This window comes from Caldimonas brevitalea, from assembly GCF_001017435.1.
GTDB lineage: Bacteria > Pseudomonadota > Gammaproteobacteria > Burkholderiales > Burkholderiaceae_C > Caldimonas > Caldimonas brevitalea.
Window position 1 is genome coordinate 4,461,133 of the sequence record NZ_CP011371.1, and the last position, 23,470, is coordinate 4,484,602.

Sequence of the window (23,470 nt, forward strand, 5' to 3'; positions counted from 1 at the left end):
CCGCTCAGTTCGACTGAGCCGCCACGGCAGTGAGTACGCCCCGGGTCCCGGGGCGTACTTTTTGATGCTGCAGACGAAGCGGCCGGCTCCGGGCGCCAACCGGTCATAGCCGGTTCAGCGGAGCGCCTTCGTACCGAGTTGGGTTGAGACCAGCCGCAGGTTCACGAGGGCGCCCCGGCGTAACGGCGGGGCCGCCACAGGCACTACCTACCACTTCGCGTTTCGAGCCAACTCCAGCGCGTATTCAGGGAACCACTGTCCGGCTTCCGGGCCTCCGTTGGCCGGACCATCCGAATCGCCTGGCACCTTGATGTAGAGATAACCGTCGACCAGGGGATGTGCGACCGACAACGTCGGCCGCTCGCCGAGCGCCCGTCCTGGGGGGTTGGCCCACTCATTGTTGGGGGCCGGACCGTTGCCGTTGCGGCTCGTATCGATGACGAAATGCTTGCCATCGACCAGCTTCGAAATGCTCTCGCCATAGCGGACGTTCTCCGCTGTCCAGTGAAAGTTGGAGACGTTCAGCGCAAAGCCGTTGGCCTTGTCGATCCCGCCCTGGCGCAAACGTGCGGCCATGACCTCGGCGGTTTTCCAGCTGGGATTGCCCGCATCGAGATAGACCTGCAACTGCGGATGCTGACGCAGAATGAGCACGGCCTCGCGCAGCATTTCGAGGCGATCGGCCTGTTGCGCTGCGGTCAATTGATCCAGCTGTGCCAGCGCATCGGGCTCGACCACCACCACCGCGGGGCGGTTGCCAAGGCCTGCTGCCACAGCCCGCACCCAATTCAAATAGGCCGCCTTGTCCGCCTCGCCACCCGAGGAATAGCCGCCTGCGTCGCGCAGAGGAATGTTGTAGAGGACCACCGTCCCCACCCGCCCCGCACGTGTCGCCGCTTCGATGTAGCGATTCGCTTCGCCCTGTACGTCGGCGAACCAACCGCCGATCCATAGCGCCACCGGTTGCGCTGCCATCTTGTCCATCTGCGCTGCGTCGGCCGGCCGAGTGGTGCGCCAAGCGTCAGCCTGCACTTTGGCCTTGTTTTCCGGGTTGACGTAGAGCGGCTTGCCGTACAAGGGCTTCGAGATGGGTGCAGGCGTTGGTGCGGGTGCGGGTGCGGGTGCGGGAGCCGGAGCCGGAGCCGGAGCCGGAGCCGGAGCCGGAGCCGGAGCCGGAGCCGGGGCAGGTGCAGGTGCAGGTGCAGGTGCTGGTGCTGGTGCAGGTGCAGCCCCCGTATAGATGTCGAAGCTGGTGCGCCCGATCTCCGCTCCATTCGAAACGGCATAGGCCACATAGGTGATGCGGTAAGGACCGCTGCCCTTCCAGTTCCAGTCGGCGACATTCACCAGCGCTTCCTTGTGCGGCGCATCGGTCTGCGAGTCACGCATCTCATGCTCTTGCACGCGACTGAAGTCGTTGTCCACCACCCAGTACATCTTGTAGGCATTCAGGCCCCAGCCCTCGACCACTCCTTTGAATGGCAGCGATCCGGACACGCGCGACCCTTGCACCGGCCACCAAGTTCTCACCTCGGGGCCATCCGCGCTGGCCGCCTTGTAGATGTTGAAGCTGAGCCGGCCGATCTCGCTGCCGTTCAACTCCGAGGCGATGTAGGTGATCGTGTAGGGGCCGTTGCCGCGCCATGACCACCGATCGATGTTGACGGTGGCCTGCTTGTGAGGCCCCCCGTCCCAAGAATTCCGCATCTCTTGTTGCTGCACATTGGAGAAGTCGTTGTCGACCACCCAATGAAGGCGGTAGGAGTCCAGCGCTCGATCGCGGATCAGTCCTTTGAAGGGCTGGTCGCCCGAGATCGCCTTGCCCTCCGTGGGCCACCACGAGATGAGCGAGCTGATGTATTGCTGCTGCTCAGCCTCTTTCTGAGCAGTGCGCCCCGCCTCTTGCGCGCTGCTCGCGCTGGCGGGGCCCGCGGCGTCCGTCGTGTTGCTTCCCCCACCACAGGCGGTCAGCCCGGTGGCGGCGCTCGCGATCAATGTCAGGGTGCGGTAGTTCAGGGTGCGATAGCGTCGCATGACGATCTCTGCCAAGTTGGGTGGGGGCCTCGCGGGCTGAATGCCAACGCGGCGGTCGTGCGAACGCTTGATGAGCAGCCTCGCGGAAGGCCGAGTATCGAAGTCCCTCCAAACGAGATCAACTACGGCTTTTCGGTTGCAAGGCGCTGCACACGTTCCAACTTGTACAGCTGTGCATCATCGCCGGGAGGCACTTGTCGGCACGCGAGCAAGAATCAAGTGATCGCCAACGCGACAGCTCTGCGGCGAGGCTGGTGGTGTGTGGGGTGCCGGGAAGGCAAGCCGGCGACGCGCCGCCCTCAGGCCCGGACCTCGATCTGGCCGCTCCCTGCGTCGGCCGTTCGGGCCTGCCAGCCGAAGAAGCGGATGACTTCGTCGCGTCGCGCCAGCGTGTCGTCTCGCCCCAGCGCCATCAGCTCGCGCGTGTAGTCGGATTCGAACAGCAGATAGCTGGCCAATGCGGCGCCGCGGGCGTCGCCGGGCACACTGGTCACGCCCAGGGCGCGCAGCATGGTGCGGATCGGCAGCGGCAATGCCGCCACATGGCGGCCGGCGATGTCGTCCAGGCGCTGGCTCGGGGCGATCACCAGCACGTCGAGCGGACGCAGCGACGTGCGGCTGCGCAGCTCAGGCGGCATCAGCGACAGGGTGTGGTTGATACGTTGCAGCCGCTCCACATCGACCGCCAGCGCATCGAGGAAGATGTTGGACAACGCATGTCCGGCGATCTGCGCCAGGTTGGGATAGTCCTGCGACACGATGCGGCGCCCCGGCGGCTCGTGCAAGCGCCCGGCCCCCACCACCAGGATGCGCTGCGCGCCGAGATGTACCGCAGGCGAAATCGGCGCTGCCTGACGCATCGAGCCGTCGCCAAAAAACTCGCGCGCGCCGGCCAACGGCAGCGGCACCGCGGGAAACACGAAGGGAATGGCCGACGAGGCGAGCAGATGCTCACGCGTGATACGGTCGCGGACCGCGAGGCGCTGGGAACGGGTCCACGGCAGGATGTCGTCGCTGCTCTGGTAGAAGGTGACGTGTTGCCCGGACGAGTAGCTGGAGGCCGTGACGGCAAGGGCCTGCAAGTGGCCCTCGTCCATCAGACCATCGAGCCGCTCGAACGGGATCATCTCGTCGAGCAGTGTCGCCAGCGGCGTGTTGTCGAGCAAGGAACGCGGCCGCGCCCGCCGCCACCGGGCGATCACCCACCCGAGCGACAGCATCGACAACCAGCGCGCCCCGCTGCGCATCACGCCCACCGAGTCGGCCCGGTAGACCTGTTCGGCACGGAAGTTCGACCACACCTCTCGCAGGTTGTGCACCGCGCCGAGGAAGTTGTCGGCCTTGCATGCCAGCGCGGAGCCGATGATGGCGCCCGCCGAGGTGCCGGCGATGATCGGGAAAGGATTGCCGCGGTCGTGGGCACCGCAGTCGCGGCAGATGTCGGCAATGGCTTCGAGCACGCCGACCTGATACGCCGCACGGGCACCGCCGCCCATCAGCACCAGTCCCGTGTTGGTGTGGTTGTGCATGGCCGGCCTTCAGCAGCAACAGAGGTGGAGCGTCGCGCTACGCCCTTCAGTCGTGCTTGTGATGTCCGTGTTTGTGATGACCGTGTTTGTGGCCGTGATGGCCGTGGTCATGCCCGCCGCGTCCGTGATCATCACCGCCGCGGCCATGACCGCGGTCGTGGTCGCGATCATGATCCCGATCGCGGTGGTGATGATGGTGGTGCCCACCGTGGTGCTGGCGGTAGCGATCGTAGTCTTTCACGAAGTAGACCGGCGTGCCGCACGCGTCGTACTTCCTGCAGTGCTTGCCCCAGTTCTTGGCATGCCCGGGGGGCACGTGCATGTAGATCGGCTGTGGCGCCACCCGGGGGCGCTGGATGATCACCGGCTGCGCGTAGATCACCGGCGGCGGCGGCGCATGGCCGATGTCGATGCGGCCGTACAGGCCCGGCTGGCTGACGCTCACCGACACACCGACATCCGTCGCTCCAGCCACGCCGGCGGCACCGGCCAGGAAGAGAACGACGAGGGCTGATCTTGCTTTCATAAAGGCTCCCGGGAAGGGCACCGGTCTGTGACGGCGGCCCTGCATGACTCTGGAAGCCCAGATCTTAGTGCCCCGGCGCGCTCGGAAAGGGAACAGTTTCCACAATCGGACACCTCACCCTGCCAAGCGGCGCGAGAAGCACGAATCCGTCACAACCGCGGCGCCGGTTCCTCGTACACCACGCTCGCCACCCCGGCCTGGGCATCCTGGCGCCACCGCAGCAGCGCTTCGTCAGTGGGGTAGAAACGCGCGTCCTCGCCCAGGTCGAGCTCGCCGTAAGCCATCGCCCGGTGCAGCAGCAACCGCACCGTCAGGCCCTGCAGCAGTTCCCCGTGCTCGGTCGCCGTGCGCTTGGGCGGAAACTGCCGCACCAGCTCGGCCACCGGCGGTGTCGTGCCGTTGACCGCGACACGGAGGTATTTGCCGAAACGGCAGCGTGCGCTGGTCAGGTCCCAGACCTGCTGCACGTTGAGCCGCAGGCCACCCGAAAAGCGGTCGGGCTGCACCTTGCCCTGCACCACCAGCAGTTCGTCGTCGCGGAACAGCTCGCGGTTGGCGTCGAGCAGCTCTTCGTTGGCCACCGCCTCGATCACCTCGCTCTTGTCGTCGAGCTTGAAGATCGCGACGCGACCCCGCTGGCCGTTGACCACGCGCAAGTCGCTGACGATGCCCACCAGCAGCTGCGGCTCGCGGCTGTCGATCAGGTCGGCGATCTTGCGCTTGGCGAACTGGCGCACCTCGGGCTCGTATTCGTCGAACAGATGGCCCGACAGGTAGAAGCCGATGGCGATCTTCTCGAACCCCAGCCGTTCCTTGATGCTCCACTCTGCGGCGGCGACCAATTCGGGCTCCTGCGCTGACGACGCATGCGAATCGCCGAAGTCGAACAAGCCGCCCTGGTCGGCATTGGCTGCCTGCGCGTCGGCATATTCAAACGCCAGCGGGATGCTCGCGACCAGCGCCGCGCGGTTCGGCTCCATTGCGTCGAACGCGCCGGCCTTGATCAGCGCCTCGACCGTGCGCTTGTTGATGCGGCTGCGGTCGACGCGCGCGCAGAAGTCGAACAGGCTTTTGAACGCCCCACCCTCCTCGCGCGCCTGCACGATGGCTTCGATCGCGCTTTGGCCGGTGCCCTTGACCGCACCCAGACCGTAGCGCACCACCTTGTCGGCCACCGGCTCGAAGCGGTAGGTGCCGGTGTTGACGTTGGGCGGCTCGAAGCGGATGCCGAGCTGCACCGCGTCGTCGTAGAAGATCTTCAGCTTGTCGGTGTCGTCGAGCGCGACGCTCATGTTGGCCGCGACGAATTCGGCCAGGTAGTGCACCTTGAGCCAGGCCGTGTGATAGGCCAGCAGCGCATAAGCGGCGGCGTGCGACTTGTTGAAGCCGTAGCCGGCGAACTTCTCCATCAAGTCGAAGATCTCGTTGGCGAGGTCCGGACCGATGCCGTTCTTGGCCGCACCCTCGGCGAAGATCAGCCGGTGCTTGGCCATCTCTTCGGCCTTCTTCTTGCCCATCGCGCGGCGCAGCAAGTCGGCGCCGCCGAGCGAATAGCCGCCCAGCCGCTGGGCGACCTGCATCACCTGCTCCTGGTAGACCATGATGCCGTAGGTCTCCTCCAGCACTTCCTTCATCAAGGGGTGCGGGTAGGCCACTTCTTCGCGGCCGTGCTTGCGGGCACAGAAGCTGGGGATCAGGTCCATCGGGCCCGGGCGGTACAAGGCGACCAGCGCGATGATGTCCTCGAACACGCTGGGCTTGGCGTCGCGCAACATGCCCTGCATGCCGCGGCTTTCCAGCTGGAACACGGCCACCGTCTTGCCTTCGGACAACAGCTGGTACGACGCCCGGTCGTCCAGCGGGATGGTCTCGAACGCGAAATCGCGTTGGTCCGGATGGCGCTTGACGATGAATTCCTTCGCCGTCTCCAAAATGGTCAACGTCGCCAGCCCCAAGAAGTCGAACTTGACCAGGCCGATCGATTCGACGTCGTCCTTGTCGTACTGCGACACCGCCGAGTCGCTGCCCGGCTGCATGTAGAGCGGGCAGAAGTCGGTGATCTTGCCCGGGGCGATCAGCACGCCCCCGGCGTGCATGCCGATGTTGCGCACCATACCCTCGACCCGCTCGGCCAGCGCCAGCAGTTCGGCCACCTCTTCTTCGTTCTTCTCGCGCTCCTCGATCTCGGGCGCTTCCTTGCGCGCATAGATGATGCCGCTGTCGGGCTTGTCGCCCGGCCGCTTGAGCGTGACCGTCTTGCCCGGCGGGGCGGGGATCAGCTTGGCGATCCCGTCCACATGGCCGTAGCCCATGCCGAGCACGCGACCCACGTCGCGCAAGGCGGCCTTGGCCGCCATCGTGCCGAAGGTGGCGATCTGCGAGACCGCCTCGCGACCGTACTTCTCCTTCACGTAGTCGATCACGCGGTCGCGGTTGGCCTGGCAGAAGTCGATGTCGAAGTCGGGCATCGACACCCGTTCGGGGTTCAAAAAGCGCTCGAACAGCAGGTTGTAGCGCAGCGGGTCGAGGTCGGTGATCTTGAGCGCATAGGCCACCAGCGAGCCGGCGCCGGAGCCCCGGCCCGGCCCCACCGGGCAACCGTTGTTCTTGGCCCAGTTGATGAAGTCGGCCACGATCAGGAAGTAGCCGGGGAAGCCCATCTTCAAGATCGTGTTGATCTCGAAGTCGAGCCGCTCCACGTACCGCGGCATTTCCTGCTCACGCTTGGCGGGGTCGGGAAACAGCAGCTCCATCCGCTCCTTCAGCCCCTCGTGCGAGGCGTAGCGGAAGTACTCCTCCATCGGCAGGCGTCGGCCGTCGACCTCGGGCGTCGGGAAGTCGGGCAGCTGCGGTTTGCCGAGCACCAGCGTCAGGCTGCAGCGCTTGGCGATCTCGACGGTGTTGGCGAGCGCCGACGGAATGTCGGCGAACAAGGCCTCCATGTCGGCCTGCGGCTTGAAGTACTGCTCCCGGGTGAAGCGCTTGACGCGCCGCGGATTGGTCAGCGTTTCGCCTTCGGCGATGCACACCCGCGCTTCGTGCGCGTCGAAATCGTCAGGGGTCTGGAACTGCACCGGGTGGGTCGCCACCACCGGCAGCCCCAACTCGGCGGCCAACGGCACTGCGGCGCGGACATGGGCCTCGTTGCCGGGCTGCCCAAAACGTTGCAGTTCGATGTAGAAGCGTTGCGGAAACAGGCCGGCGAGACGCCGCGCCAGCGCTTCGGCGCGTTTCGGGTCACGCGCCATCAACGCCTGGCCCACGGCCCCCTGCTCGCCGCCCGACAGCGCGATCAAGCCGCCGCCCAGCGCCTCCAGCCACTCCCACCTGAGGCAGGCCTGGGCGCGGTTGACGTTCTGCGTCCAGCCCCGCGCCAGCAGCTCGCACAGGTTCAGATAGCCTTGCTTGTCCTGGATCAGCAGCAGCAATCGGCTGGGCAGCTTGTCGCCGGAGCCGGGCTCCGGCTCCAGCCAGACATCGGCGCCGATCACCGGCTTCACCCCCTTGCCGCGCGCTTCCTTGTAGAACTTGATCGCGCCGAACAGATTGTTCAGGTCGGTGATTGCCAGGGCGACTTGTTGGTCGGCGGCGGCAGCGGCCACCAGCTCGTCGATGCGCAAGGTGCCGTCCACCACCGAGAACTCGGTGTGGGTGCGTAGGTGTACGAAGGCCATGCCGGGATTTTAGGAGGCGACCTCCCTAAAATCGCCGGCGTGACTGACGTTCTGAACATTTCCGCCTATAAGTTCGTGACCCTGCCGGATGCTGCGGCGTTGCGCGAGAGCATCCACTCACGCGCGGCAGCGTTGGGCTTGAAGGGCACCGTGCTGCTGGCCGAAGAAGGCCTCAACCTGTTCCTTGCCGGCCCCGTCGACGGTGTGCGCGACTTCGTCTCGTGGTTGCGCGAGGACACACGTTTTGCCGACCTGGCACCCAAGGAGAGCTGGTCGGCCGAGGTGCCCTTTCGCAAGCTGCTGGTCAAGGTCAAGCGCGAGATCATCCGCATGAACCACCCGACCATCCGGCCGCAGGCCGGCCGCGCGCCGGCGGTCGACCCGCGCACGCTGGCCCGCTGGCTCGACCAGGGGCACGACGACGAGGGCCGGCCGGTGGTGACGCTCGACACCCGCAACGCGTTCGAGGTCGACTACGGCAGCTTCGACGGTGCGATCGATTGGCGCCTCGGCAAGTTCAGCGAGTTCCCCGAGGCCGTGCTGGCACACCGCGACGAGCTGCAGGGCAAAACGGTGGTGAGCTTTTGCACCGGCGGCATCCGCTGCGAGAAGGCCGCCATCTTCATGCAGGAAGCCGGTGTGGAACACGTCTTTCAACTCGAAGGCGGCATCCTCAAGTACTTCGAGGAGACCGGCGGCGCCCACTACCACGGCAGCTGTTTCGTCTTCGACGAGCGCGAGGCGCTGGGCGCCGAGTTGGCGCCGCAAACACTCGTCAGGACTTGAGCACGGCCAGCACCTCGGACTGGAACTCGCGCTGGAACAGCACGTAGACCACGCCGGCGCTGCCGACGGCGAACACCAGCGGTGAAAAGAACCAGCCGATCACCGCGAACGACATGTAATAGGCCCGCAGGCCGTCGTTGAAACTCTCGGCCGCCAGGCCCAGGACACGCCCTGCCCGGTCGGCGAACTCCTCGCGCGACGCCTCGCCCCGCTCGAACACGCGGAAGTCGGGCGCGGCCGCCACCATCAGCGCGCCGAAGGTGTATTGCCGCAGCGACCAGGTGAAGCGGAAAAAGGCGTAGACGAACACGCCGGTGAGCACCAGCAGCTTGAAATCGAACACCGCCGCCGACGTCCGCGCTGCGAAGGGGATCTCCTGCACCAGCGCGTTGGCCCGCTCTGAGGTGCCCAACAGTGCCAGCAGACCGCCGATGATCAGGATGGTGGTCGAGGCAAAGAACGACGGGCTGGTGGACAGGTTTTGCAGCACCACACCATCGACCACCCGCACGTCGCGCCAGGTCGTCTGCACCATCCACAAGTGCCGATAGTGGTTGGTGGTCGCCAGCAGCGACATCGACGACACGCTGCGCCGTCGCGCGAACACGGCGTAGCCGATCCAGGCGACGAAAAACCCGGCCAGCGCGAGCCAGTCGGGCCACGGCAACAGGGTGAGGATCTTGAGTGGGGTGACAGCCATGACCTGGCACTGTATCAAGGCCGTCGCCCCCTGCGCGCTCACAGGGGGCGACGGCCTCAGGCGGCCAGCTCGAACACCAGCACCTCCGCCTGCTGCCCCTGCGCCAGGCTCAGCACGCTCTCGCCCTGCAGCTTGGCGGCGTCGCCGGCGTCCAGCGGCGTGCCGTTGACGCTGATCGAGCCGCGTGCGACGTGCACATACGCCAGCCGCGCCGGGTCGAGCGCAAGCCGGGCCTGCTCGGCGCCGTCGAACAGCCCCACGTACATGCGCGCGTCGGCGTGGATCTTGACCGAGCCGTCGGCCGCGTCGGGCGACGCCACCAGGCGCAACCGGCCGCGCTTTTCTGCTTCCGAAAAGTTCTTCTGCTCGTAACCCGGTTCGATGCCGAGCACGTTGGGCTGGATCCAGATCTGCAGGAAATGGGTGGTGGCCTGCGGCGCATGGTTGTATTCGCTGTGCAGGATGCCCCGCCCGGCGCTCATGCGCTGCACCTCACCGGGCTTGATCGCAGCGCCCGTGCCCAGCGAGTCCTTGTGCGCCAGCTCGCCTTCCAGCACATATGAAATGATCTCCATGTCGCGATGCCCGTGGGTGCCGAAGCCGGTGCCCGGCGCGATGCGGTCTTCGTTGATCACCCGCAGCGGCCCGAAGCCCATGTGCGCCGGGTCGTGGTAGTCGGCGAACGAAAAGCTGTGGAAGCTCTTGAGCCAGCCATGGTCGGCATGGCCGCGTTGGTTGGATTTGCGCAAGGAGATCATTCGCGTGTGCCTCTTCGTGGTGGGAGACTTGAATCTACGGCCTGGTGGCGCCCCTACCGATGGGGCTCGCTTGATGGCATCATTCAATTCCCTTGAACATGCCTGAGCGCCGCAACGTCCTCACCCCCGAAGCGCTGGCGATGGTCGACGTCATCGCCCGCACCGGCAGCTTTGCGGCCGCGGCGCGCGAGCTGGGCAAGGTGCCGTCCGCGCTGACCTACAGCGTGCGCCAGCTCGAGGAAGCCCTCGACGTGCTGCTGTTCGACAGGCGTTCGCGCCAGGCCCGCTTGACCGCCGCCGGCGAAGAGCTGCTGCAAGAAGGCCGACGCCTGCTGCAGGAAATGGACGCGGTCGCCAACCGGGTGCGGCGCGTCGCATCGGGCTGGGAGACGCAGCTGTGCATCGCAGTGGACGCGATCTTGTCCAACCTGACCGTGTTCGAGCTGTGCGAGGCCTTCTACGCCCTCAATCCGCCCCACGGGCCCGGCACCCGGTTGCGGCTGCGCTCGGAAGTGCTGGCTGGCACCTGGGAGGCGCTGGTCAGTGGCGTCGCCGACCTCGCCATCGGGGTGTCGCCGGTGCAGACGCTGCCGCCCGGCATCTCGATGCAGCCGCTCGGCGAACTCGACATGGTGTTCGTTGTGGCGCCGCACCATCCGCTAGCAGGCGCCGGCGAGCCGCTCAGCGACGCCGAGCTGGTGCATCACCGCGCGGTCGCGGCCGCCGATTCGGCGCAGCGGCTGGCGCCGCTGACCGTCAACCTGCTGCCCGGCCAGGACGTGTTCACCGTCCCGAGCGTCGGCGCCAAGCTGGAGGCCATCCTGCGCGGGCTGGGCTGCGGTTTCCTGCCCGAAAGCTTGGTGCGAGGGCATGTCGAGGTGGGGCGCCTTGTGATCAAGCCCGTCACACGGCCGCGGCTGACCGGGCGTTTGTCATATGCCTGGCGGTCGGCGCCGTCGCATGCAGTGCCGCGCGGGCGCGCCCCGCTGGGACTGGCGCTGTCGTGGTGGCTGGAACAGCTGGAGCGCCCGGCCACGCGCACCGCGCTGCTGGAGCGCCACATCGGCTGGCAGCCCGGCGTGATCGGCTGAGGCGGTGAGCGCCGGTCGCTACATCGGGCGTTTCGCCCCGTCGCCCACCGGGCCCCTGCATGCGGGCTCGCTGGTCGCCGCGCTGGCGAGCTGGCTGGACGCGCGGGCGCAAGGGGGACGCTGGCTGGTGCGCATCGAGGACGTCGACACGCCGCGCTGCGTGCCCGGTGCCGACCGGCTGATCCTGCAGCAGCTGTCGGCCTCCGGCCTGCAGCCGGACGAGACGCCGGTGTGGCAGTCGCAGCGCGGCGATCGCTACCGACAGGCACTCGACCGGCTGGTCGACGCCGGCTGGGCCTACCCCTGCGGCTGCACGCGCAAGGACATCGAATCGGCCTGGGCAGCCGCCGGACTGGTCCGCTCGCGCCACCACGAGCTGGTCTACCCCGGCACTTGCCGCAGCGGGCTGCAGGGCAAGCCGGCCCGGTCGATGCGGCTGCTGTGCGCGGCCCGAGCTTCAGGTGGAGGTTATGCCGACCTGCAGATCGACTGGCACGACCGGCGGCTCGGCGCGCAGCGGCAGAACCTCACGCAGGAGGTCGGCGACATCGTGCTGCGGCGCGCCGACGGGCTGTGGGCCTACCAGCTGGCGGTGGTGGTGGACGACGCCGAGCAAGGCGTGACCGATGTGGTGCGAGGAGCCGACCTGGCCGACAACACGCCGCGCCAGATCCACCTGCAGCGGGTGCTGGGCCTGCCCACCCCGCGTTACCTGCACACCCCGCTGGTGTTGGGTGCCAACGGCGAGAAGCTGTCGAAACAGAACGGCGCCACGGCCTTCGACATGACGCACCCTCTGCAGGCGTTGCAGCAGGCCGGCGCGGCACTGGATCTGCAACTGCCGCCGTCCACCCCCGCGACCACCGCCGAGTGGCTGGCCCAGGCCGTGGCGCACTGGCGCCGACGTTATCCGGTGGTGTGGTGAACCACCGGGCGGGGCCGCAGCCCGTCAGGGCTGCAGCAGGTGCTGCCGGTAATACAGCAGCTCGTCGATCGACTCGTGGATGTCGGCCAGCGCGGTGTGCTTCTGCGCCTTCTTGAAGCCGCTCATCACCTCGGGCTTCCAGCGACGGGCCAGTTCCTTCAGCGTGCTCACGTCCAGGTTGCGGTAGTGGAAGAAGGCTTCCAGCTTGGGCATGTCCTTGGCCAGGAAGCGCCGGTCCTGGCAGATCGAGTTGCCGCACATCGGCGAGGTGTTCTTGCTCACGTACCGCTTCAGGAACTCGATCACCTGCTGCTCGGCCTCGGCCTCGTCCACGGTCGACGCCTTGACCCGGTCGATCAGGCCCGAGCGCCCGTGCGTGCCCTTGTTCCAGTTGTCCATCTTGTCGAGCGTTTCGTCGCTCTGGTGGATTGCGAACACCGGCCCTTCGACACGCACCGTGAGCTGGGGATCTGTGACCACCACCGCAATTTCGATGATGCGGTCGCGGTCGGGGTACAGGCCCGTCATTTCGAGGTCGATCCAGACCAGGTTCTGGTCGTTGAACGGCAGTGCGGGGGCGGCGGGGGCGTCGGTCATGAATTCTCCTGCGGCAGCCGTCGGGCAGTCGCGCGATGGCGGTCAAACCTCGATTCTCGGCGATCCCGCGGGCCGGTGCTGCCGCCTCGCGCTGGGGCCCTCGACAGTGCCGTCGACGCGGTTTAGCGCAGCCACCGGGAGCCAAGGGCGCCGCCCGCCTACACTTGCGCCTTATGCAAGAGTCCTCCACGCTGACACTGGCCTTTGCCGCCGCCATGCTGGCGTCGCTGGCCGTCAAGTTCTGGCTGGCGAGCCGCCAGATCCGTCATGTCGCACGGCACCGCGACGAGGTGCCCGCGGCGTTTCGCGACACCGTCACGCTGCACGCGCACCAGCGCGCCGCCGACTACACCATCGTCAAGACGCGTTTCGGCCTGCTGACGACCGCCTTCTCGAGCGCCGTGCTGCTCGCCTGGACGTTGCTCGGCGGGCTCGACACCCTCAATGTCGCGGTGCGCGACGCCGTGCTGCCCGCCTGGGGGCCGCTGGCGTATCAACTGGCCCTGCTGGCCGCCTTCACGCTGGTGTCCAGCGCGCTGGAACTGCCCTTCGAAGTGTGGAGCACCTTCCGGATCGAGCAGCGCTTCGGTTTCAACCGCATGACCTGGAAGCTGTTCGTCGCCGATCTGCTCAAGGGCGCCGCGGTCGGCACCGTGCTCGGCCTGCCGCTGGCGGCGCTGATCCTGTGGCTGATGGGGGCCGCCGGCGGCCTGTGGTGGCTGTGGGCCTGGGGCGTGTGGGTCGGCTTCAACCTGCTGATGCTGGTGATCTTCCCGACCGTCATCGCACCGCTGTTCAACAAGTTCCAGCCGCTCGACAACGACAGCCTGCGCCAGCGCGTCGAAGCCTTGATGGCGCGCTGCGGCTTCGCGGCCAAGGGTTTGTTCGTGATGGACGGCTCGCGCCGGTCCGCGCATGCCAATGCGTATTTCACCGGTTTCGGCGCCGCCAAGCGGGTGGTTTTCTTCGACACCCTGCTCAACAAGCTGTCGCCCGAGGAGGTGGAAGCGGTGCTGGCGCACGAGCTGGGCCATTTCAAGCACCGCCACATCGTGAAGCGCATGGTGGCGATCTTCGGCGTCAGCCTGGCCGGCTTCGCGCTGCTCGGCTGGCTGTCGAACCAGACCTGGTTCTACACGGGGCTCGGGGTCGAGCCCAACCTGGCCGCGCCCAACGACGCCGTGGCGCTGCTGCTGTTCCTGCTCGCCGGCCCGGCCTTCATGTTTTTCGTCTCGCCCTGGATGGCGAGCGTCTCGCGCCGGCACGAGTTCGAGGCCGACGCGTATGCCTGCGCACAGGCCAGCGGTCGCGACCTGGCCGGTGCACTGCTCAAACTCTACGAAGACAATGCCTCGACGCTGACGCCCGACCCGGTCTACGTCCGCTTCTACTATTCGCATCCGCCGGCCTCACAACGGCTGGCGGCCATGCAACCTTCAGGCGCTTGAGACGATGAACACCAACCCCTTGCTGCAACAGAAATGCCAGCCGCTGGAAGGCGGCAAGCCGATGCCGGCCGCCGAGATCGAGGCCCGCTTGCGGGAGGCGCCCGGGTGGGCGCTTCAGGACGGCGCGATCGAGAAGACCTACCGTTTCGAGAACTACCACCAGACCATGGCCTTCGTGAACGCACTGGCCTGGATCGCCCACGCGGAAGACCACCATCCGGACCTGCTCGTCACCTATGGCAGCTGCCAGGTGCGCTTCAACACCCATTCGGTCGGCGGCATCTCGATCAATGACTTCATCTGCGCGGCCAAGGCCGACGCACTGCTGGGCTGACCCGTTGGGCAAGCACGCCGAGTTGGACGTCGGGTTGGTGGTGGCCGGCTATGGCCGCCACTACGTGGTCGAAACACCGGAAGGCCGGCGTTTGAACTGCCACCCGCGGGGCAAGAAGAGCGATTGTGTGGTGGGCGACCGGGTGCGCTGGCAGCCTGCCGGCTCCAACGCCGGCGGCGAGGGTGTGATCGAGAAGATCGAGCCGCGGCGCAACCTGCTGTACCGCCAGGACGAATGGCGCACCAAGTCGTTCGCGGCCAACCTCGACCAGCTGCTCGTGCTGGTCGCGGCCGAGCCGGTGTTCAGCGAGTCGCAGCTGAGCCGCTCTTTGATCGCCGCCGAGCATGCCCGCATCCCCGCCTGCCTGGTCCTCAACAAGGTGGACCTGCCGCAGGCCGATGCCGCCCGCGCCCGCCTCGCGCCCTACCGCGCGATGGGCTACGAGATGCTCGAGCTGGCGCTCAAGGCGCGCCCGGACGAGTCACGGGAGCGGTTGAGCCCGCGCCTGGAGGGGCGCAGTACGCTGGTGCTGGGCCCGTCGGGCACCGGCAAGAGCACCTTGATCAATCTGATGGTGCCCGAGGCGCGAGCGCAGGTCGGCGAGGTGTCGCAGGCCCTGAATTCGGGCCGTCACACCACCACGGCGACGCAGTGGTACTGGCTGGATGCGGAGCGCACCACGGGCCTGATCGACTCGCCGGGTTTCCAGGAGTTCGGGCTGCGCCAGGTGGAGGCGGCGCAGCTGCCCGCCTACATGCCCGACCTGCGCGAATACGCGGGTCAGTGCCGCTTCTACAACTGCACCCACCTCCACGAGCCTGGCTGCGGCGTGCGGGCCGCGGTCGAGGCAGGGGCCATCAGCCCCTCGCGCTACCGCATCTACGGCGAAATCTATGCGCAGCTGACGCAGCCGGCCTATTGAGGGGGGCCGGCGACGCCTCAACCCACTAGGTTGGCGAGCGAGAGCAGCGCCAACAACAGCATCCACAGCACGACAGAGCGCCACACCAGGCCGACGACGCTGCGCAAATGGCCGAACTCCGGCGGCATGCCGGCGGTGGAGCCTTCAGCATCGGCGGCCTCGGCCGCCGCGCCGATTTCAAACGTCTTGGAGCGGTCGGGCGTCACCGCCGGGGCGCTGCTGCCCCCCAGGCGCACACCCACCGCGCCGGCAGCGGCCGCGAGGATGATGCCGTCGTTCGCGAAGCGCCACAAACGCGCATGGCGGCGCCAGCTGTCCACCGCCTCCTCGAAGTTGCCGACCACCGCAAAGCCGAAGGCGGTCAGCCGGGCAGGAAGGTGATCCAGGATGCCGAACAGCTGCTGCGCCAGCTCCATCAGCCTCGGATTGGTCGGCACGCCGACGGTGCGGCTCTTGTAGGCCCAGTAGCGGCTCGAGAACTCGGCCATGCGATAGAGCACCGCGCCGGCCGGCCCCAGCCCGAAGCTGGCCAGCAGCACGAACCAAAAGAACACGCCGAAGACGTGCCGGTGGGCCGCCAGCAACGAGTGTTCGATCACGTGCCGCAACAGCTCGGAACGCGGTAGCTCGCTGGCATCGAGATGCCGCCACTCCGCCAGCAGCGCGCGCGCGGCGGTCTCGTCACCACGCTCCAGTGCGTCGCGGATGTCGGTGAAATAGTGGCTGAACTGCCGGAAGCCGAGCGTCACGTAGAGCACCACCACGTTCCAGGCCAGCGCCAGCAACAGGTTGACCTCTCCGAGCCCGCGATACAGCGCCCAGGTCAGCAGCGACGGCACCAGCACCGTGATGCACCACACCACCCAGGCGTGGACGGCCTTGCCCGCGTCGAAGTTGCGCCCTGTCCAGCGCACCCACGCCATCAGGGACTGGTGCACGAAGTTGCCTCCGCGCAGAGGTTTCAGCTGCTCGATCAGCAGCGCGAGGAGTACCGAGAAAAAACTCATGGCCGGCATCATAGCGGCCGGGCGCCAGGGCCTGCTGTGCCGGCGCCGCCCGCCGGCCCCGTCAGGCGGCCAGAAACCGGTACAGATTGCGCAGCATCGCCGCCGTCGCGCCCCAGATGAAATAGGGTTCGGCCGGTGCGGGCGTGCCGCCCTGCCACGGCATGGCGAAGAATTCGCGACGCTCGCCCTCGAACTCGAAGGCGTGCCGCTGGTGGTGCGCCGGCTTCATCAGGAAGGCGAGCGGCACTTCGAAGACGTCGGCCACTTCGTGGGGGTCGGGCCGCAGCTGGAAGCCGGGCCGCACCAGCCCCACCACTGGCGTGACCAGGAAGGCGGTCACCGTCTTGTAGATCGGCAGGTGGCCGATCACTTCGACATGGTCGGGCGGCAGGCCCACCTCTTCTTCCGCCTCACGCAGTGCCGTCGCGGCCGCGTTGGCATCGTGCGCTTCGGCTCGTCCTCCAGGAAAGCTGATCTGGCCGGCGTGGTCGCGGAGGTGGTCGGTGCGCCGCGTCAGCAGCACCGTCAGCTGATCCCGCATCACGAGCGGGATCAACACCGAAGCGTGCGCTGGCGCCCGGGTGGCCAGCGGTCGCTCGGTCTGCACCTCCGGCTCCCAATGGGGTGGCGCACGGAAGCGCTCGCGCAGCGCCTGCGGCTGCAACCGCTCGGTGGGCACCTCCGGCAGGTGGTGGTCGACACCGATGACGGGCAGTTCCTGAGGGTTGAAGATCAAGGACATCGGGCGGTGGCAGACAACTGGGGCAGTGTGCAGCGAGCGGCAAAGAAAAAAGCCGCCTGGCGTGATGCGGCAGGCGGCTTCGGCTGGATCGCGGCAGCGCCGCCGATCAGGACAGCTTTTCCTTGATACGCGCCGACTTGCCGCTGCGCTGACGCAGGTAGTACAGCTTGGCGCGGCGCACGTCGCCACGGCGCTTCACTTCGATCGACGCGATCAGCGGGCTGTAGAGCTGGAAGGTCCGCTCGACGCCTTCGCCGCTCGACACTTTGCGGACGATGAAGCTGGAGTTCAAGCCGCGGTTGCGCTTGGCGATCACGACACCTTCGTAGGCCTGCACGCGCTTGCGGGTGCCTTCGACGACGTTGACGTTGACGATCACGGTGTCGCCGGGCGCGAACGCCGGCACGGTCTTGTTCAGTCGAGCAATCTCTTCTTGCTCGAGTTGGGCGATCAAATCCATGGGTTCTCCTGGTGATCGTGCCGGCGGCCCTGAAATTGGCACGCGGCCCACTCAGGGTGGGTGCGTGTCGCAGCAGGTTTCTGACGCCTTCAAACGCCGCCCGAAAGCGCCGCGCATGGGTGAGCAAAAGCCTGTTGCGCCCAGGCCGTCATGGCTGACGACCTGGTATCCCCGGCAGAGGATCGAAAAGCCGATGATTATAGCCCAAACGCGGCGAGGTAGCGCTCGTCCGCCTGCGTCAGCTCGCCCCGTGCGCGCGCCTGGGCGATCAGCTCGGGCCGCCGCTCTGCCGTCAGGCGCAAGGACTGCTCGCGGCGCCAGCGCGCAATCGCGGCGTGGTGCCCCGACAGCAGCACCGGCGGCACCGGCACCGCGCCGTCCTCGGCCGCCAGCACCTCGGGCCGGCTGTAGTGCGGGCAGTCGAGCAGGCCGGCGCTGAAGCTGTCCTGCTGGTGCGACTGCGCGTCGTTCAGCACCCCTGGCTGCAAGCGGGCAACACCGTCGAGCACCGCCAGGGCCGGCAGTTCGCCGCCCGACAGCACGAAGTCGCCGAGGCTGAGCTCGAGGTCGACGTGGCGGTCAACGAAGCGCTGGTCGACACCTTCGTAGCGGCCGCACACGAATATCGCCCCGGGCCCCTGCGCCCACTCGCGCAGCAACGGCTGGTCGATACGACGTCCGGTGGGCGTGAACAAGATCACGGGGGCTACCGGCGCCTCGGCGGCGCGACGCGCCTCGACGGCCGCGGCCAACGCCCGCTCCAGCGGCTCGACCAGCATCACCATGCCGGGGCCACCGCCGTAGGGGCGGTCGTCGACACGACGGTAGTTGTCTTCGGCGTAGTCGCGCAGCTGCCAGAAGTGAACGTCCACTTGCCCGCTCTCATAGGCGCGGCGGGTCACGCCTTGCGTCAGAAAGGGCTGGAACAGTTCGGGGAACAGCGTCAGGACGTCGAAACGCATCGACCCGTGGCGGACTCAGTAGTCCAGCCCCCAATCCACGGTGATCACACGTTCGGTCTGGTCGACCTTGTCGATGTAGGCGGCGACGAAGGGGATCAGCCGCTCCACCGGCTCGGCCTGCGTCTCGTCGAGCACCCGCAACACGGAATGGGCCCCGGTGTCGAGCAGGTCGGCGACGGCGCCGAGTCGCTCACCCTGCCGGTTGACGACGGCCAGGCCGATCAGGTCGACCCAATAGAACTCGTCGGCATCGGCGGTCGGAAAGCTGGCGCGCGAGATGAACACCGCCCAGCCCTTGAGCGACTCCGCGCCGTTGCGGTCGTCGATGTCCTGCACGGCAGCGACCACCACGTCGCCGTGGTCCTTGGCCTGCGTGATCTTCAGGAGCCGGGGCGCGCCGGTGCGCACCTTGCCCGTGCCGGGGCTCGGGCCCTCGGACGGTTTGATGAACCAGCGACGCGAGGAAAAGAGGGCCTGGGGATCGGAGGAATAAGGCTGGACCTTGAGCCAGCCCTTGATCCCCCAGGCGTCGACGATGCGCCCCACTTCGACCGCGTCTTCCGGCCACACCACGTCGTCAGCGGACGAGGTCGGCAGGTTCACGGGCGTGGAGCGTGTCGGCGAGACAATGACTGTCTCAGGCGGGCGTGGCGGCCTTGGCCTGCTTGATCAGGCGGGCCACGGTCGGCGACACCTGAGCGCCGTTGCTGACCCAGTGGTCAACGCGGTCGTGCGCGACGCGCAGCGACTCGGCAGCGCCCGAGGCCACCGGGTTGTAGAAGCCGACGCGCTCCAGGAAGCGGCCGTCGCGGCGGTTGCGCGAATCGGTGGCGATGATGTTGTAGAAGGGGCGCTTCTTGGAGCCGCCGCGTGCGAGTCGAATCACGACCATGATGTTTCCTTTGAATCTCTTGTTGTCCGCCGCACCAGGAGACACTCAGGCGCAAAGCATCCGGGGGTCGACGCCGTAGATACGTGCCAGCCACCCGGCCAGCCGACGTCGAGAACCCGAAAGTATAGCAATATGAGACTTGCGTGGCGAGGCAACCGGTCACGCCCTGCGTCGCATGGCAGCGCCGTTACCCGGCCGCGCCGTTACAGTACCGCTGCGATGAAACCTCCCTCCCCCGGCTACAAATCCAAGACCCTCGCCACCTGGACTGCACTGATCGGCGGCAGCCTCGGCCTGCATCGTTTCTATCTGCACGGCTTCGGGGACCTGCTCGGCTGGCTGCACCCGTGGCCCACGCTGATCGGGCTGTACGGCGTGCAGCGCATGCGCGAGCTGGGGCAGGACGACCAGCTGAGCTGGCTGCTGATTCCCGTGCTGGGGCTGATGCTGTCGATGACGATGCTGCGCGCCATCCTCTACGGACTGATGCCCGACGAACGCTGGAACGCCCACTACAACCCGGACGGTCCGGCCCACCAGACGGGCTGGGGCGCCGTGCTCGGCGTCGTCGTCGGCCTGATGCTCGGCGCCGGCATCCTGATGGCGACGATCGCCTTCGGGATGCAGCACTTTTTCGAATTGCAGATCGAGGCGGCGCGGCAGATCAGCCAATAGCGCGGCGACGCGCTGCGGTCACAGCAGCTGGCGCCCGAGCCAATAGGACACCGCGGCCACGAAGGCGGATGCCGGGATCGTGAACACCCAGGCCCAGACGATATTGCCCGCCACGCCCCAGCGCACCGCCGACGCCCGCTGCGTCGACCCGACGCCGACGATGGCACCGGTGATGGTGTGCGTGGTCGAGACCGGAATGCCCAGCGCCGTGGCCAGGAACAAGGTAATCGCACCCCCCGTTTCGGCGCAGAAGCCGCCCACCGGCTTGAGCTTGGTGATGCGCTGACCCATGGTCTTGACGATGCGCCAGCCGCCGAACATCGTGCCCAGCGCAATCGCCGCATAACAGGCCCAGATGGTCCAGCTCGGCGGTTGCGCGTCACCCGCCGCGGCATACCCGGAGGCGATCAGCAGCATCCAGATGATGCCGATCGTCTTTTGTGCGTCGTTGCCGCCGTGCCCCAGCGAATAGAGCCCGGCCGACACCAGTTGCAGCCGGCGGAACCAGTTGTCGACCCGCAGCGGCGAGGTGCGGCGACACAGCCAGGCCACGATCACCATCAGCATCGAGCCGAGCAGAAAGCCCAGCAAGGGCGACACGAAGATGAAGGCCAGCGTCTTGGCGATGCCGGCGGCGACCAGGGCACTCGCGCCGGCCTTGGCCATCGTCGCGCCGACGATGCCGCCGATCAGCGCATGCGACGAACTCGACGGGATGCCGTAATACCAGGTGATCAGATTCCAAGTGATGGCGCCGATCAGCGCGCCGAACACGACGTAGTGGTCGACCACGCCGGGCACCACGATGCCCTTGCCGATGGTCTTCGCGACGCTCAGGTGGAACACCGCGATCGCGACGAAATTGAAAGCCGCCGCGAACACCACCGCATGCTGGGGTTTCAGCACGCCGGTGGACACCACGGTGGCGATGGAGTTGGCGGCGTCGTGGAAGCCGTTCATGAAGTCGAACGCAATTGCCAACAACACGAGCAGAACCACCACCCAAAAACCGACCTGTACCGCTTCCATGCGTTGAGTCTCCGGAACAGCGCGCGGCTCAGGAATTCTCGAGGACGATGCCCTCGATCAGGTTGGCAACGTCTTCGCACCGATCCGAGATCGACTCGAGTTGCTCGTAGATGGCCTTCAGCTTGATCAGCTCGCGCACGTCCTCCTGCTCGCGAAACAGCTTGGACATCGCAGCGCGCATCACGCGGTCTGCGTCGGACTCGAGCTGGTCGATCTCCTCGCAGGTCTTGATCGCCGCCTCCGCCGCGTCGTGCTTGCTGAGCTGGTTCAACAGCGACACCGCATGCACCACCCGTTCGCAACACTTCACGCTCAGATGCGTCAGCCGCACGACCTCCGGTGTCATCGCCTGCACGTCGTAGAGCGACATGGTTTCGCTCGAGTCCTGCAGCAGATCGAGGATGTCGTCCATCGCGTTGATCAGCGAGTGGATCTGCTCGCGGTCGATCGGCGTGATGAAGGTCTTGTGCAGCAAGCGGTTGACCTCGGCGGTCACCTTGTCGGCCTGCCGCTCGGCATGGATCACGGCCGACGCATGGCGCTCACGCTCCTCGATGTCGGCATAGTTCTCGACCATCGCCGTGAAGGCGCGCGCCCCTTCGACGATCCTCGCGCCGTGTTCGTTGAAGAGTTCGAAGAAGTTGCCCTCCCGGGGCAGGAGCTTGCGGAAGATCATGGGAAAGACCTCGGTCGCCGCTGGCACGCCGTCAAAGCAGGCACAGCGGCACGTCACGAAATTGTCAAAAGGCCTGCATTGTGACAGCAGGGGGCATGCCCGGTCTGCCGCTGGCCCGGCGGGCCACTCTGTCAGCGGTGCGCCGCGAGCCGGGCCGAGAAGAATGCGCGGGGCCCCTGGAAGGACTCGAGTTCCTGCATTAGCCGCGTGAAATCCGCCTCACGGTGAATCGGGTTGAAACCTTCGGTGTCCACCGCCAGCAGCGGCGCACCCTGGTAGACCTGAAAGTACTCATGGTAGGCGTCGGACAACGCCTGCAGGTAGGCCGCGTCGATGGCGCGCTCCATCCCGATGCCGCGCCGGCCAATGCGTTGCAACAAGGTCGGCGGCTCGGCCTGCAGCCAGATGACGAGGTCAGGCTCGGGTATCTGGGGCGCGAGATGCTGGTACATCTGTGAATAAAGCCGGTATTCGTCGTCGCTGAGGGTCAGCTTGGCGAACAGCGCGTCCTTGGCAAACAGGAAGTCGCTCACCACCGGCCCGCCGAACATGCCCGGCTGCGCCAGCTCGCGGTACTGCTCCAGCCGCTGGAACAAAAAGTACATCTGGGTCTGGAAGGCATAGCGGCTGCCATCGGCGTAGAAGCGTTCGAGAAACGGGTTCTCTTCGGGCTTCTCCATCATCAGCTCGGCGCCCAGCACCGGGGCCAGCTTGCGCGCGAGCGAACTCTTGCCCACGCCGATCGGACCCTCGATCACGATGTGGCGGCACTGTGCAAAAGAAAATGAACTCATGCAGAGCGAAACATGAAATAGACGGCGCCCACCAGGCACAGCCCGGCCCACACGAAGTCGAGCTTGAACGGCATCTTCATGTAGACCATCGCGAACGGGATGAACACCGACAGCGTGATGACCTCCTGCAGGATCTTCAGCTGCGCCAGCGTGAAGGCGCCACTGGCGAAACCGATGCGGTTGGCCGGCACCTGCAGCAGATACTCGAACAAGGCGATACCCCAGCTCACCGCGGCCGCGACGTACCAGGGCTTGGTGGCCAGGTTCTTCAGGTGCCCGTACCACGCGAAGGTCATGAAGACGTTGGAGGCGACCAGCAGCAAGATGGTCTGCAGGGAAACAGGCAGGACATTCATGGCGATGGGCGCCCTTCGCGAGCGGCGCGGTTCAAGACAGGACTCACAACACAGGCTTCACGCGAGCAACGGGTCGTCGGTGCGCACGATGGCCTGCTCCCGCACCGGCGTAAGCAGCTCGGCCACCGGCCCCTGCCCCGGCACGCACAGTCCCGGGGCGAGCTCGGCCAACGGCAGCAACACGAAGGCTCGTTCATGCAGCCGCGGATGCGGCAGCGTCAGCGTCGGCAGTGCCAGGCACTGCTCGTCCCACAGCAGCAGATCGAGGTCGAGCGTGCGTGGCGCATTGCGATAGGGACGTTCACGCCCATGGGCCAGCTCGATCGCTTGCAGGTGGGCCAGCATCGCCAACGGCGTGCCCTCGTCGGCCTCGAACCCCACCACCGCATTCAGGTAGTCGGGCCCTGCGGCGCCCACCGGCGCACTGCGGTAGACCGACGACGCGCGCAGCGTGTGCACCCCGGGCAGCGCCCGCAGTGCTCGCACCGCGGCACGCAAGGCCGACAGCGGCTCGCCGAGATTGGCTCCCAGGCCGACGTAGACCGCCGCCACA

Annotated in this window: 25 protein-coding genes; 8 read left to right on the top strand and 17 right to left on the bottom strand. The window is 66.9% G+C overall.

The genetic code is table 11. The features are described 5' to 3' along the window. Positions 1–207 precede the first annotated feature (207 nt). Positions 208–2,034, bottom strand: a complete 1,827-nt coding sequence (locus AAW51_RS29355; protein ID WP_083438406.1) for a glycoside hydrolase family 6 protein — start codon at positions 2,032–2,034, stop codon at positions 208–210. Positions 2,035–2,333: 299 nt separating this feature from the next. Further along, the gene (locus AAW51_RS18635) at positions 2,334–3,563 is read right to left on the bottom strand and encodes a patatin-like phospholipase family protein (protein WP_047195801.1); all 1,230 of its coding nucleotides are present in this window, start codon (positions 3,561–3,563) and stop codon (positions 2,334–2,336) included. A 61-nt stretch (positions 3,564–3,624) separates the two neighbouring features. Here AAW51_RS18635 and AAW51_RS31235 point away from each other — a divergent pair, with 61 nt between their 5' ends. After that, a complete protein-coding gene (locus tag AAW51_RS31235) occupies positions 3,625–4,077 on the top strand; it encodes a hypothetical protein (protein ID WP_157359959.1) in 453 nt (150 codons plus the stop codon). Positions 4,078–4,238: 161 nt separating this feature from the next. Here AAW51_RS31235 and dnaE read toward each other — a convergent pair whose 3' ends face one another. Then, positions 4,239–7,763, bottom strand: coding sequence for a DNA polymerase III subunit alpha (dnaE, locus tag AAW51_RS18645; protein WP_047195803.1), 3,525 nt, complete (start codon positions 7,761–7,763; stop codon positions 4,239–4,241). A 39-nt stretch (positions 7,764–7,802) separates the two neighbouring features. Between dnaE and AAW51_RS18650 the strand changes: the two genes are divergently transcribed. Beyond that, complete coding sequence (locus tag AAW51_RS18650) at positions 7,803–8,549, top strand: sulfurtransferase (RefSeq protein WP_047195804.1); 747 nt, start codon at positions 7,803–7,805, stop codon at positions 8,547–8,549. Here AAW51_RS18650 and AAW51_RS18655 read toward each other — a convergent pair. Then, the gene (locus AAW51_RS18655) at positions 8,539–9,249 is read right to left on the bottom strand and encodes a DUF599 domain-containing protein (protein ID WP_047195805.1); all 711 of its coding nucleotides are present in this window, start codon (positions 9,247–9,249) and stop codon (positions 8,539–8,541) included. The two genes, AAW51_RS18650 and AAW51_RS18655, sit on opposite strands and share 11 nt — an antisense overlap. 56 nt (positions 9,250–9,305) lie before the next feature. Then, the gene (locus tag AAW51_RS18660; protein ID WP_047195806.1) at positions 9,306–10,007 is read right to left on the bottom strand and encodes a pirin family protein; all 702 of its coding nucleotides are present in this window, start codon (positions 10,005–10,007) and stop codon (positions 9,306–9,308) included. Between the two features lie 98 nt (positions 10,008–10,105). Between AAW51_RS18660 and AAW51_RS18665 the strand changes: the two genes are divergently transcribed. Together AAW51_RS18665 and gluQRS are read left to right on the top strand one after the other, a co-directional pair. After that, positions 10,106–11,098 (top strand): LysR substrate-binding domain-containing protein, encoded by a 993-nt coding sequence (locus AAW51_RS18665; protein ID WP_047198023.1) that lies wholly within the window; start codon positions 10,106–10,108, stop codon positions 11,096–11,098. A gap of 4 nt (positions 11,099–11,102) precedes the next feature. After that, the gene (gene gluQRS, locus AAW51_RS18670) at positions 11,103–12,023 is read left to right on the top strand and encodes a tRNA glutamyl-Q(34) synthetase GluQRS (RefSeq protein WP_047195807.1); all 921 of its coding nucleotides are present in this window, start codon (positions 11,103–11,105) and stop codon (positions 12,021–12,023) included. Between the two features lie 24 nt (positions 12,024–12,047). On the opposite strand, the gene orn is transcribed toward gluQRS, so the two are convergent. After that, positions 12,048–12,620 (bottom strand): oligoribonuclease, encoded by a 573-nt coding sequence (gene orn, locus AAW51_RS18675; RefSeq protein ID WP_047195808.1) that lies wholly within the window; start codon positions 12,618–12,620, stop codon positions 12,048–12,050. A gap of 173 nt (positions 12,621–12,793) precedes the next feature. Between orn and AAW51_RS18680 the strand changes: the two genes are divergently transcribed. The 3 genes from AAW51_RS18680 to rsgA are packed head-to-tail and all read left to right on the top strand — an operon-like array spanning position 12,794 to position 15,324. Then, positions 12,794–14,068, top strand: a complete 1,275-nt coding sequence (locus AAW51_RS18680) for a M48 family metallopeptidase (RefSeq protein WP_047195809.1) — start codon at positions 12,794–12,796, stop codon at positions 14,066–14,068. Between the two features lie 4 nt (positions 14,069–14,072). Next, positions 14,073–14,402 carry a 4a-hydroxytetrahydrobiopterin dehydratase gene (locus AAW51_RS18685; protein WP_047195810.1) on the top strand — a complete coding sequence of 110 codons (330 nt, stop codon included), beginning with the start codon at positions 14,073–14,075 and terminating at the stop codon, positions 14,400–14,402. Continuing rightward, positions 14,359–15,324, top strand: coding sequence for a ribosome small subunit-dependent GTPase A (rsgA, locus tag AAW51_RS18690; protein WP_083438408.1), 966 nt, complete (start codon positions 14,359–14,361; stop codon positions 15,322–15,324). Before AAW51_RS18685 ends, rsgA begins: the two co-directional genes overlap by 44 nt. A 17-nt stretch (positions 15,325–15,341) precedes the next feature. On the opposite strand, the gene AAW51_RS18695 is transcribed toward rsgA, so the two are convergent. From AAW51_RS18695 to rpsP, 6 genes are all read right to left on the bottom strand, one after another. Continuing rightward, positions 15,342–16,331, bottom strand: coding sequence for a CobD/CbiB family protein (locus AAW51_RS18695; RefSeq protein WP_047198024.1), 990 nt, complete (start codon positions 16,329–16,331; stop codon positions 15,342–15,344). Positions 16,332–16,392: 61 nt separating this feature from the next. After that, positions 16,393–17,073 (bottom strand): CoA pyrophosphatase, encoded by a 681-nt coding sequence (locus AAW51_RS18700; RefSeq protein ID WP_047195812.1) that lies wholly within the window; start codon positions 17,071–17,073, stop codon positions 16,393–16,395. Positions 17,074–17,179: 106 nt separating this feature from the next. Next, positions 17,180–17,533 carry a 50S ribosomal protein L19 gene (gene rplS / locus AAW51_RS18705; RefSeq protein ID WP_047195813.1) on the bottom strand — a complete coding sequence of 118 codons (354 nt, stop codon included), beginning with the start codon at positions 17,531–17,533 and terminating at the stop codon, positions 17,180–17,182. Positions 17,534–17,730: 197 nt separating this feature from the next. After that, a complete protein-coding gene (trmD, locus tag AAW51_RS18710) occupies positions 17,731–18,495 on the bottom strand; it encodes a tRNA (guanosine(37)-N1)-methyltransferase TrmD (RefSeq protein WP_047195814.1) in 765 nt (254 codons plus the stop codon). 15 nt (positions 18,496–18,510) lie between these two features. Beyond that, positions 18,511–19,098: a ribosome maturation factor RimM gene (rimM, locus tag AAW51_RS18715; RefSeq protein WP_083438409.1), complete on the bottom strand. Its 588-nt coding sequence runs from the start codon at positions 19,096–19,098 to the stop codon at positions 18,511–18,513. Between the two features lie 34 nt (positions 19,099–19,132). Next, entirely contained in the window at positions 19,133–19,387 is a 255-nt protein-coding gene (gene rpsP, locus AAW51_RS18720; protein WP_047195815.1) for a 30S ribosomal protein S16, read from the bottom strand. Positions 19,388–19,606: 219 nt separating this feature from the next. Between rpsP and AAW51_RS18725 the strand changes: the two genes are divergently transcribed. After that, the gene (locus AAW51_RS18725) at positions 19,607–20,062 is read left to right on the top strand and encodes a hypothetical protein (RefSeq protein WP_047195816.1); all 456 of its coding nucleotides are present in this window, start codon (positions 19,607–19,609) and stop codon (positions 20,060–20,062) included. Positions 20,063–20,080: 18 nt separating this feature from the next. Here AAW51_RS18725 and AAW51_RS18730 read toward each other — a convergent pair whose 3' ends face one another. The 5 genes from AAW51_RS18730 to folK all read right to left on the bottom strand — a co-directional run bounded on the left by AAW51_RS18730 (position 20,081) and on the right by folK (position 23,469). After that, positions 20,081–21,091 carry an inorganic phosphate transporter gene (locus AAW51_RS18730; RefSeq protein ID WP_047195817.1) on the bottom strand — a complete coding sequence of 337 codons (1,011 nt, stop codon included), beginning with the start codon at positions 21,089–21,091 and terminating at the stop codon, positions 20,081–20,083. A gap of 28 nt (positions 21,092–21,119) precedes the next feature. Next, complete coding sequence (locus AAW51_RS18735; protein ID WP_047198026.1) at positions 21,120–21,767, bottom strand: DUF47 domain-containing protein; 648 nt, start codon at positions 21,765–21,767, stop codon at positions 21,120–21,122. A 131-nt stretch (positions 21,768–21,898) separates the two neighbouring features. Beyond that, a complete protein-coding gene (locus AAW51_RS18740; protein WP_047195818.1) occupies positions 21,899–22,561 on the bottom strand; it encodes a deoxynucleoside kinase in 663 nt (220 codons plus the stop codon). Continuing rightward, positions 22,558–22,917: a DMT family protein gene (locus AAW51_RS18745; protein ID WP_047195819.1), complete on the bottom strand. Its 360-nt coding sequence runs from the start codon at positions 22,915–22,917 to the stop codon at positions 22,558–22,560. The genes AAW51_RS18740 and AAW51_RS18745 overlap by 4 nt, the downstream gene beginning before the upstream one ends. 57 nt (positions 22,918–22,974) lie before the next feature. Further along, positions 22,975–23,469, bottom strand: coding sequence for a 2-amino-4-hydroxy-6-hydroxymethyldihydropteridine diphosphokinase (gene folK, locus AAW51_RS18750; protein WP_047195820.1), 495 nt, complete (start codon positions 23,467–23,469; stop codon positions 22,975–22,977). Position 23,470 lies beyond the last annotated feature (1 nt).

What these genes read in the sequence shown, in the direction of transcription:
- AAW51_RS18660 (WP_047195806.1), bottom strand. Translation starts at nt 10,007, where the DNA reads ATGATCTCCTTGCGCAAATCCAACCAACGCGGCCATGCCGACCATGGC.
- AAW51_RS18655 (WP_047195805.1), bottom strand. Translation starts at nt 9,249, where the DNA reads ATGGCTGTCACCCCACTCAAGATCCTCACCCTGTTGCCGTGGCCCGAC.
- AAW51_RS18745 (WP_047195819.1), bottom strand. Translation starts at nt 22,917, where the DNA reads ATGAATGTCCTGCCTGTTTCCCTGCAGACCATCTTGCTGCTGGTCGCC.
- orn (WP_047195808.1), bottom strand. Translation starts at nt 12,620, where the DNA reads ATGACCGACGCCCCCGCCGCCCCCGCACTGCCGTTCAACGACCAGAAC.
- rpsP (WP_047195815.1), bottom strand. Translation starts at nt 19,387, where the DNA reads ATGGTCGTGATTCGACTCGCACGCGGCGGCTCCAAGAAGCGCCCCTTC.
- AAW51_RS29355 (WP_083438406.1), bottom strand. Translation starts at nt 2,034, where the DNA reads ATGCGACGCTATCGCACCCTGAACTACCGCACCCTGACATTGATCGCG.
- AAW51_RS18685 (WP_047195810.1), top strand. Translation starts at nt 14,073, where the DNA reads ATGAACACCAACCCCTTGCTGCAACAGAAATGCCAGCCGCTGGAAGGC.
- rplS (WP_047195813.1), bottom strand. Translation starts at nt 17,533, where the DNA reads ATGGATTTGATCGCCCAACTCGAGCAAGAAGAGATTGCTCGACTGAAC.
- AAW51_RS18700 (WP_047195812.1), bottom strand. Translation starts at nt 17,073, where the DNA reads ATGTCCTTGATCTTCAACCCTCAGGAACTGCCCGTCATCGGTGTCGAC.
- dnaE (WP_047195803.1), bottom strand. Translation starts at nt 7,763, where the DNA reads ATGGCCTTCGTACACCTACGCACCCACACCGAGTTCTCGGTGGTGGAC.
- AAW51_RS31235 (WP_157359959.1), top strand. Translation starts at nt 3,625, where the DNA reads ATGTCCGTGTTTGTGATGACCGTGTTTGTGGCCGTGATGGCCGTGGTC.
- AAW51_RS18665 (WP_047198023.1), top strand. Translation starts at nt 10,106, where the DNA reads ATGCCTGAGCGCCGCAACGTCCTCACCCCCGAAGCGCTGGCGATGGTC.
- AAW51_RS18680 (WP_047195809.1), top strand. Translation starts at nt 12,794, where the DNA reads ATGCAAGAGTCCTCCACGCTGACACTGGCCTTTGCCGCCGCCATGCTG.
- AAW51_RS18725 (WP_047195816.1), top strand. Translation starts at nt 19,607, where the DNA reads ATGAAACCTCCCTCCCCCGGCTACAAATCCAAGACCCTCGCCACCTGG.
- trmD (WP_047195814.1), bottom strand. Translation starts at nt 18,495, where the DNA reads ATGCGTTTCGACGTCCTGACGCTGTTCCCCGAACTGTTCCAGCCCTTT.
- AAW51_RS18740 (WP_047195818.1), bottom strand. Translation starts at nt 22,561, where the DNA reads ATGAGTTCATTTTCTTTTGCACAGTGCCGCCACATCGTGATCGAGGGT.
- AAW51_RS18695 (WP_047198024.1), bottom strand. Translation starts at nt 16,331, where the DNA reads ATGAGTTTTTTCTCGGTACTCCTCGCGCTGCTGATCGAGCAGCTGAAA.
- AAW51_RS18735 (WP_047198026.1), bottom strand. Translation starts at nt 21,767, where the DNA reads ATGATCTTCCGCAAGCTCCTGCCCCGGGAGGGCAACTTCTTCGAACTC.
- AAW51_RS18730 (WP_047195817.1), bottom strand. Translation starts at nt 21,091, where the DNA reads ATGGAAGCGGTACAGGTCGGTTTTTGGGTGGTGGTTCTGCTCGTGTTG.
- AAW51_RS18635 (WP_047195801.1), bottom strand. Translation starts at nt 3,563, where the DNA reads ATGCACAACCACACCAACACGGGACTGGTGCTGATGGGCGGCGGTGCC.
- rsgA (WP_083438408.1), top strand. Translation starts at nt 14,359, where the DNA reads ATGACTTCATCTGCGCGGCCAAGGCCGACGCACTGCTGGGCTGACCCG.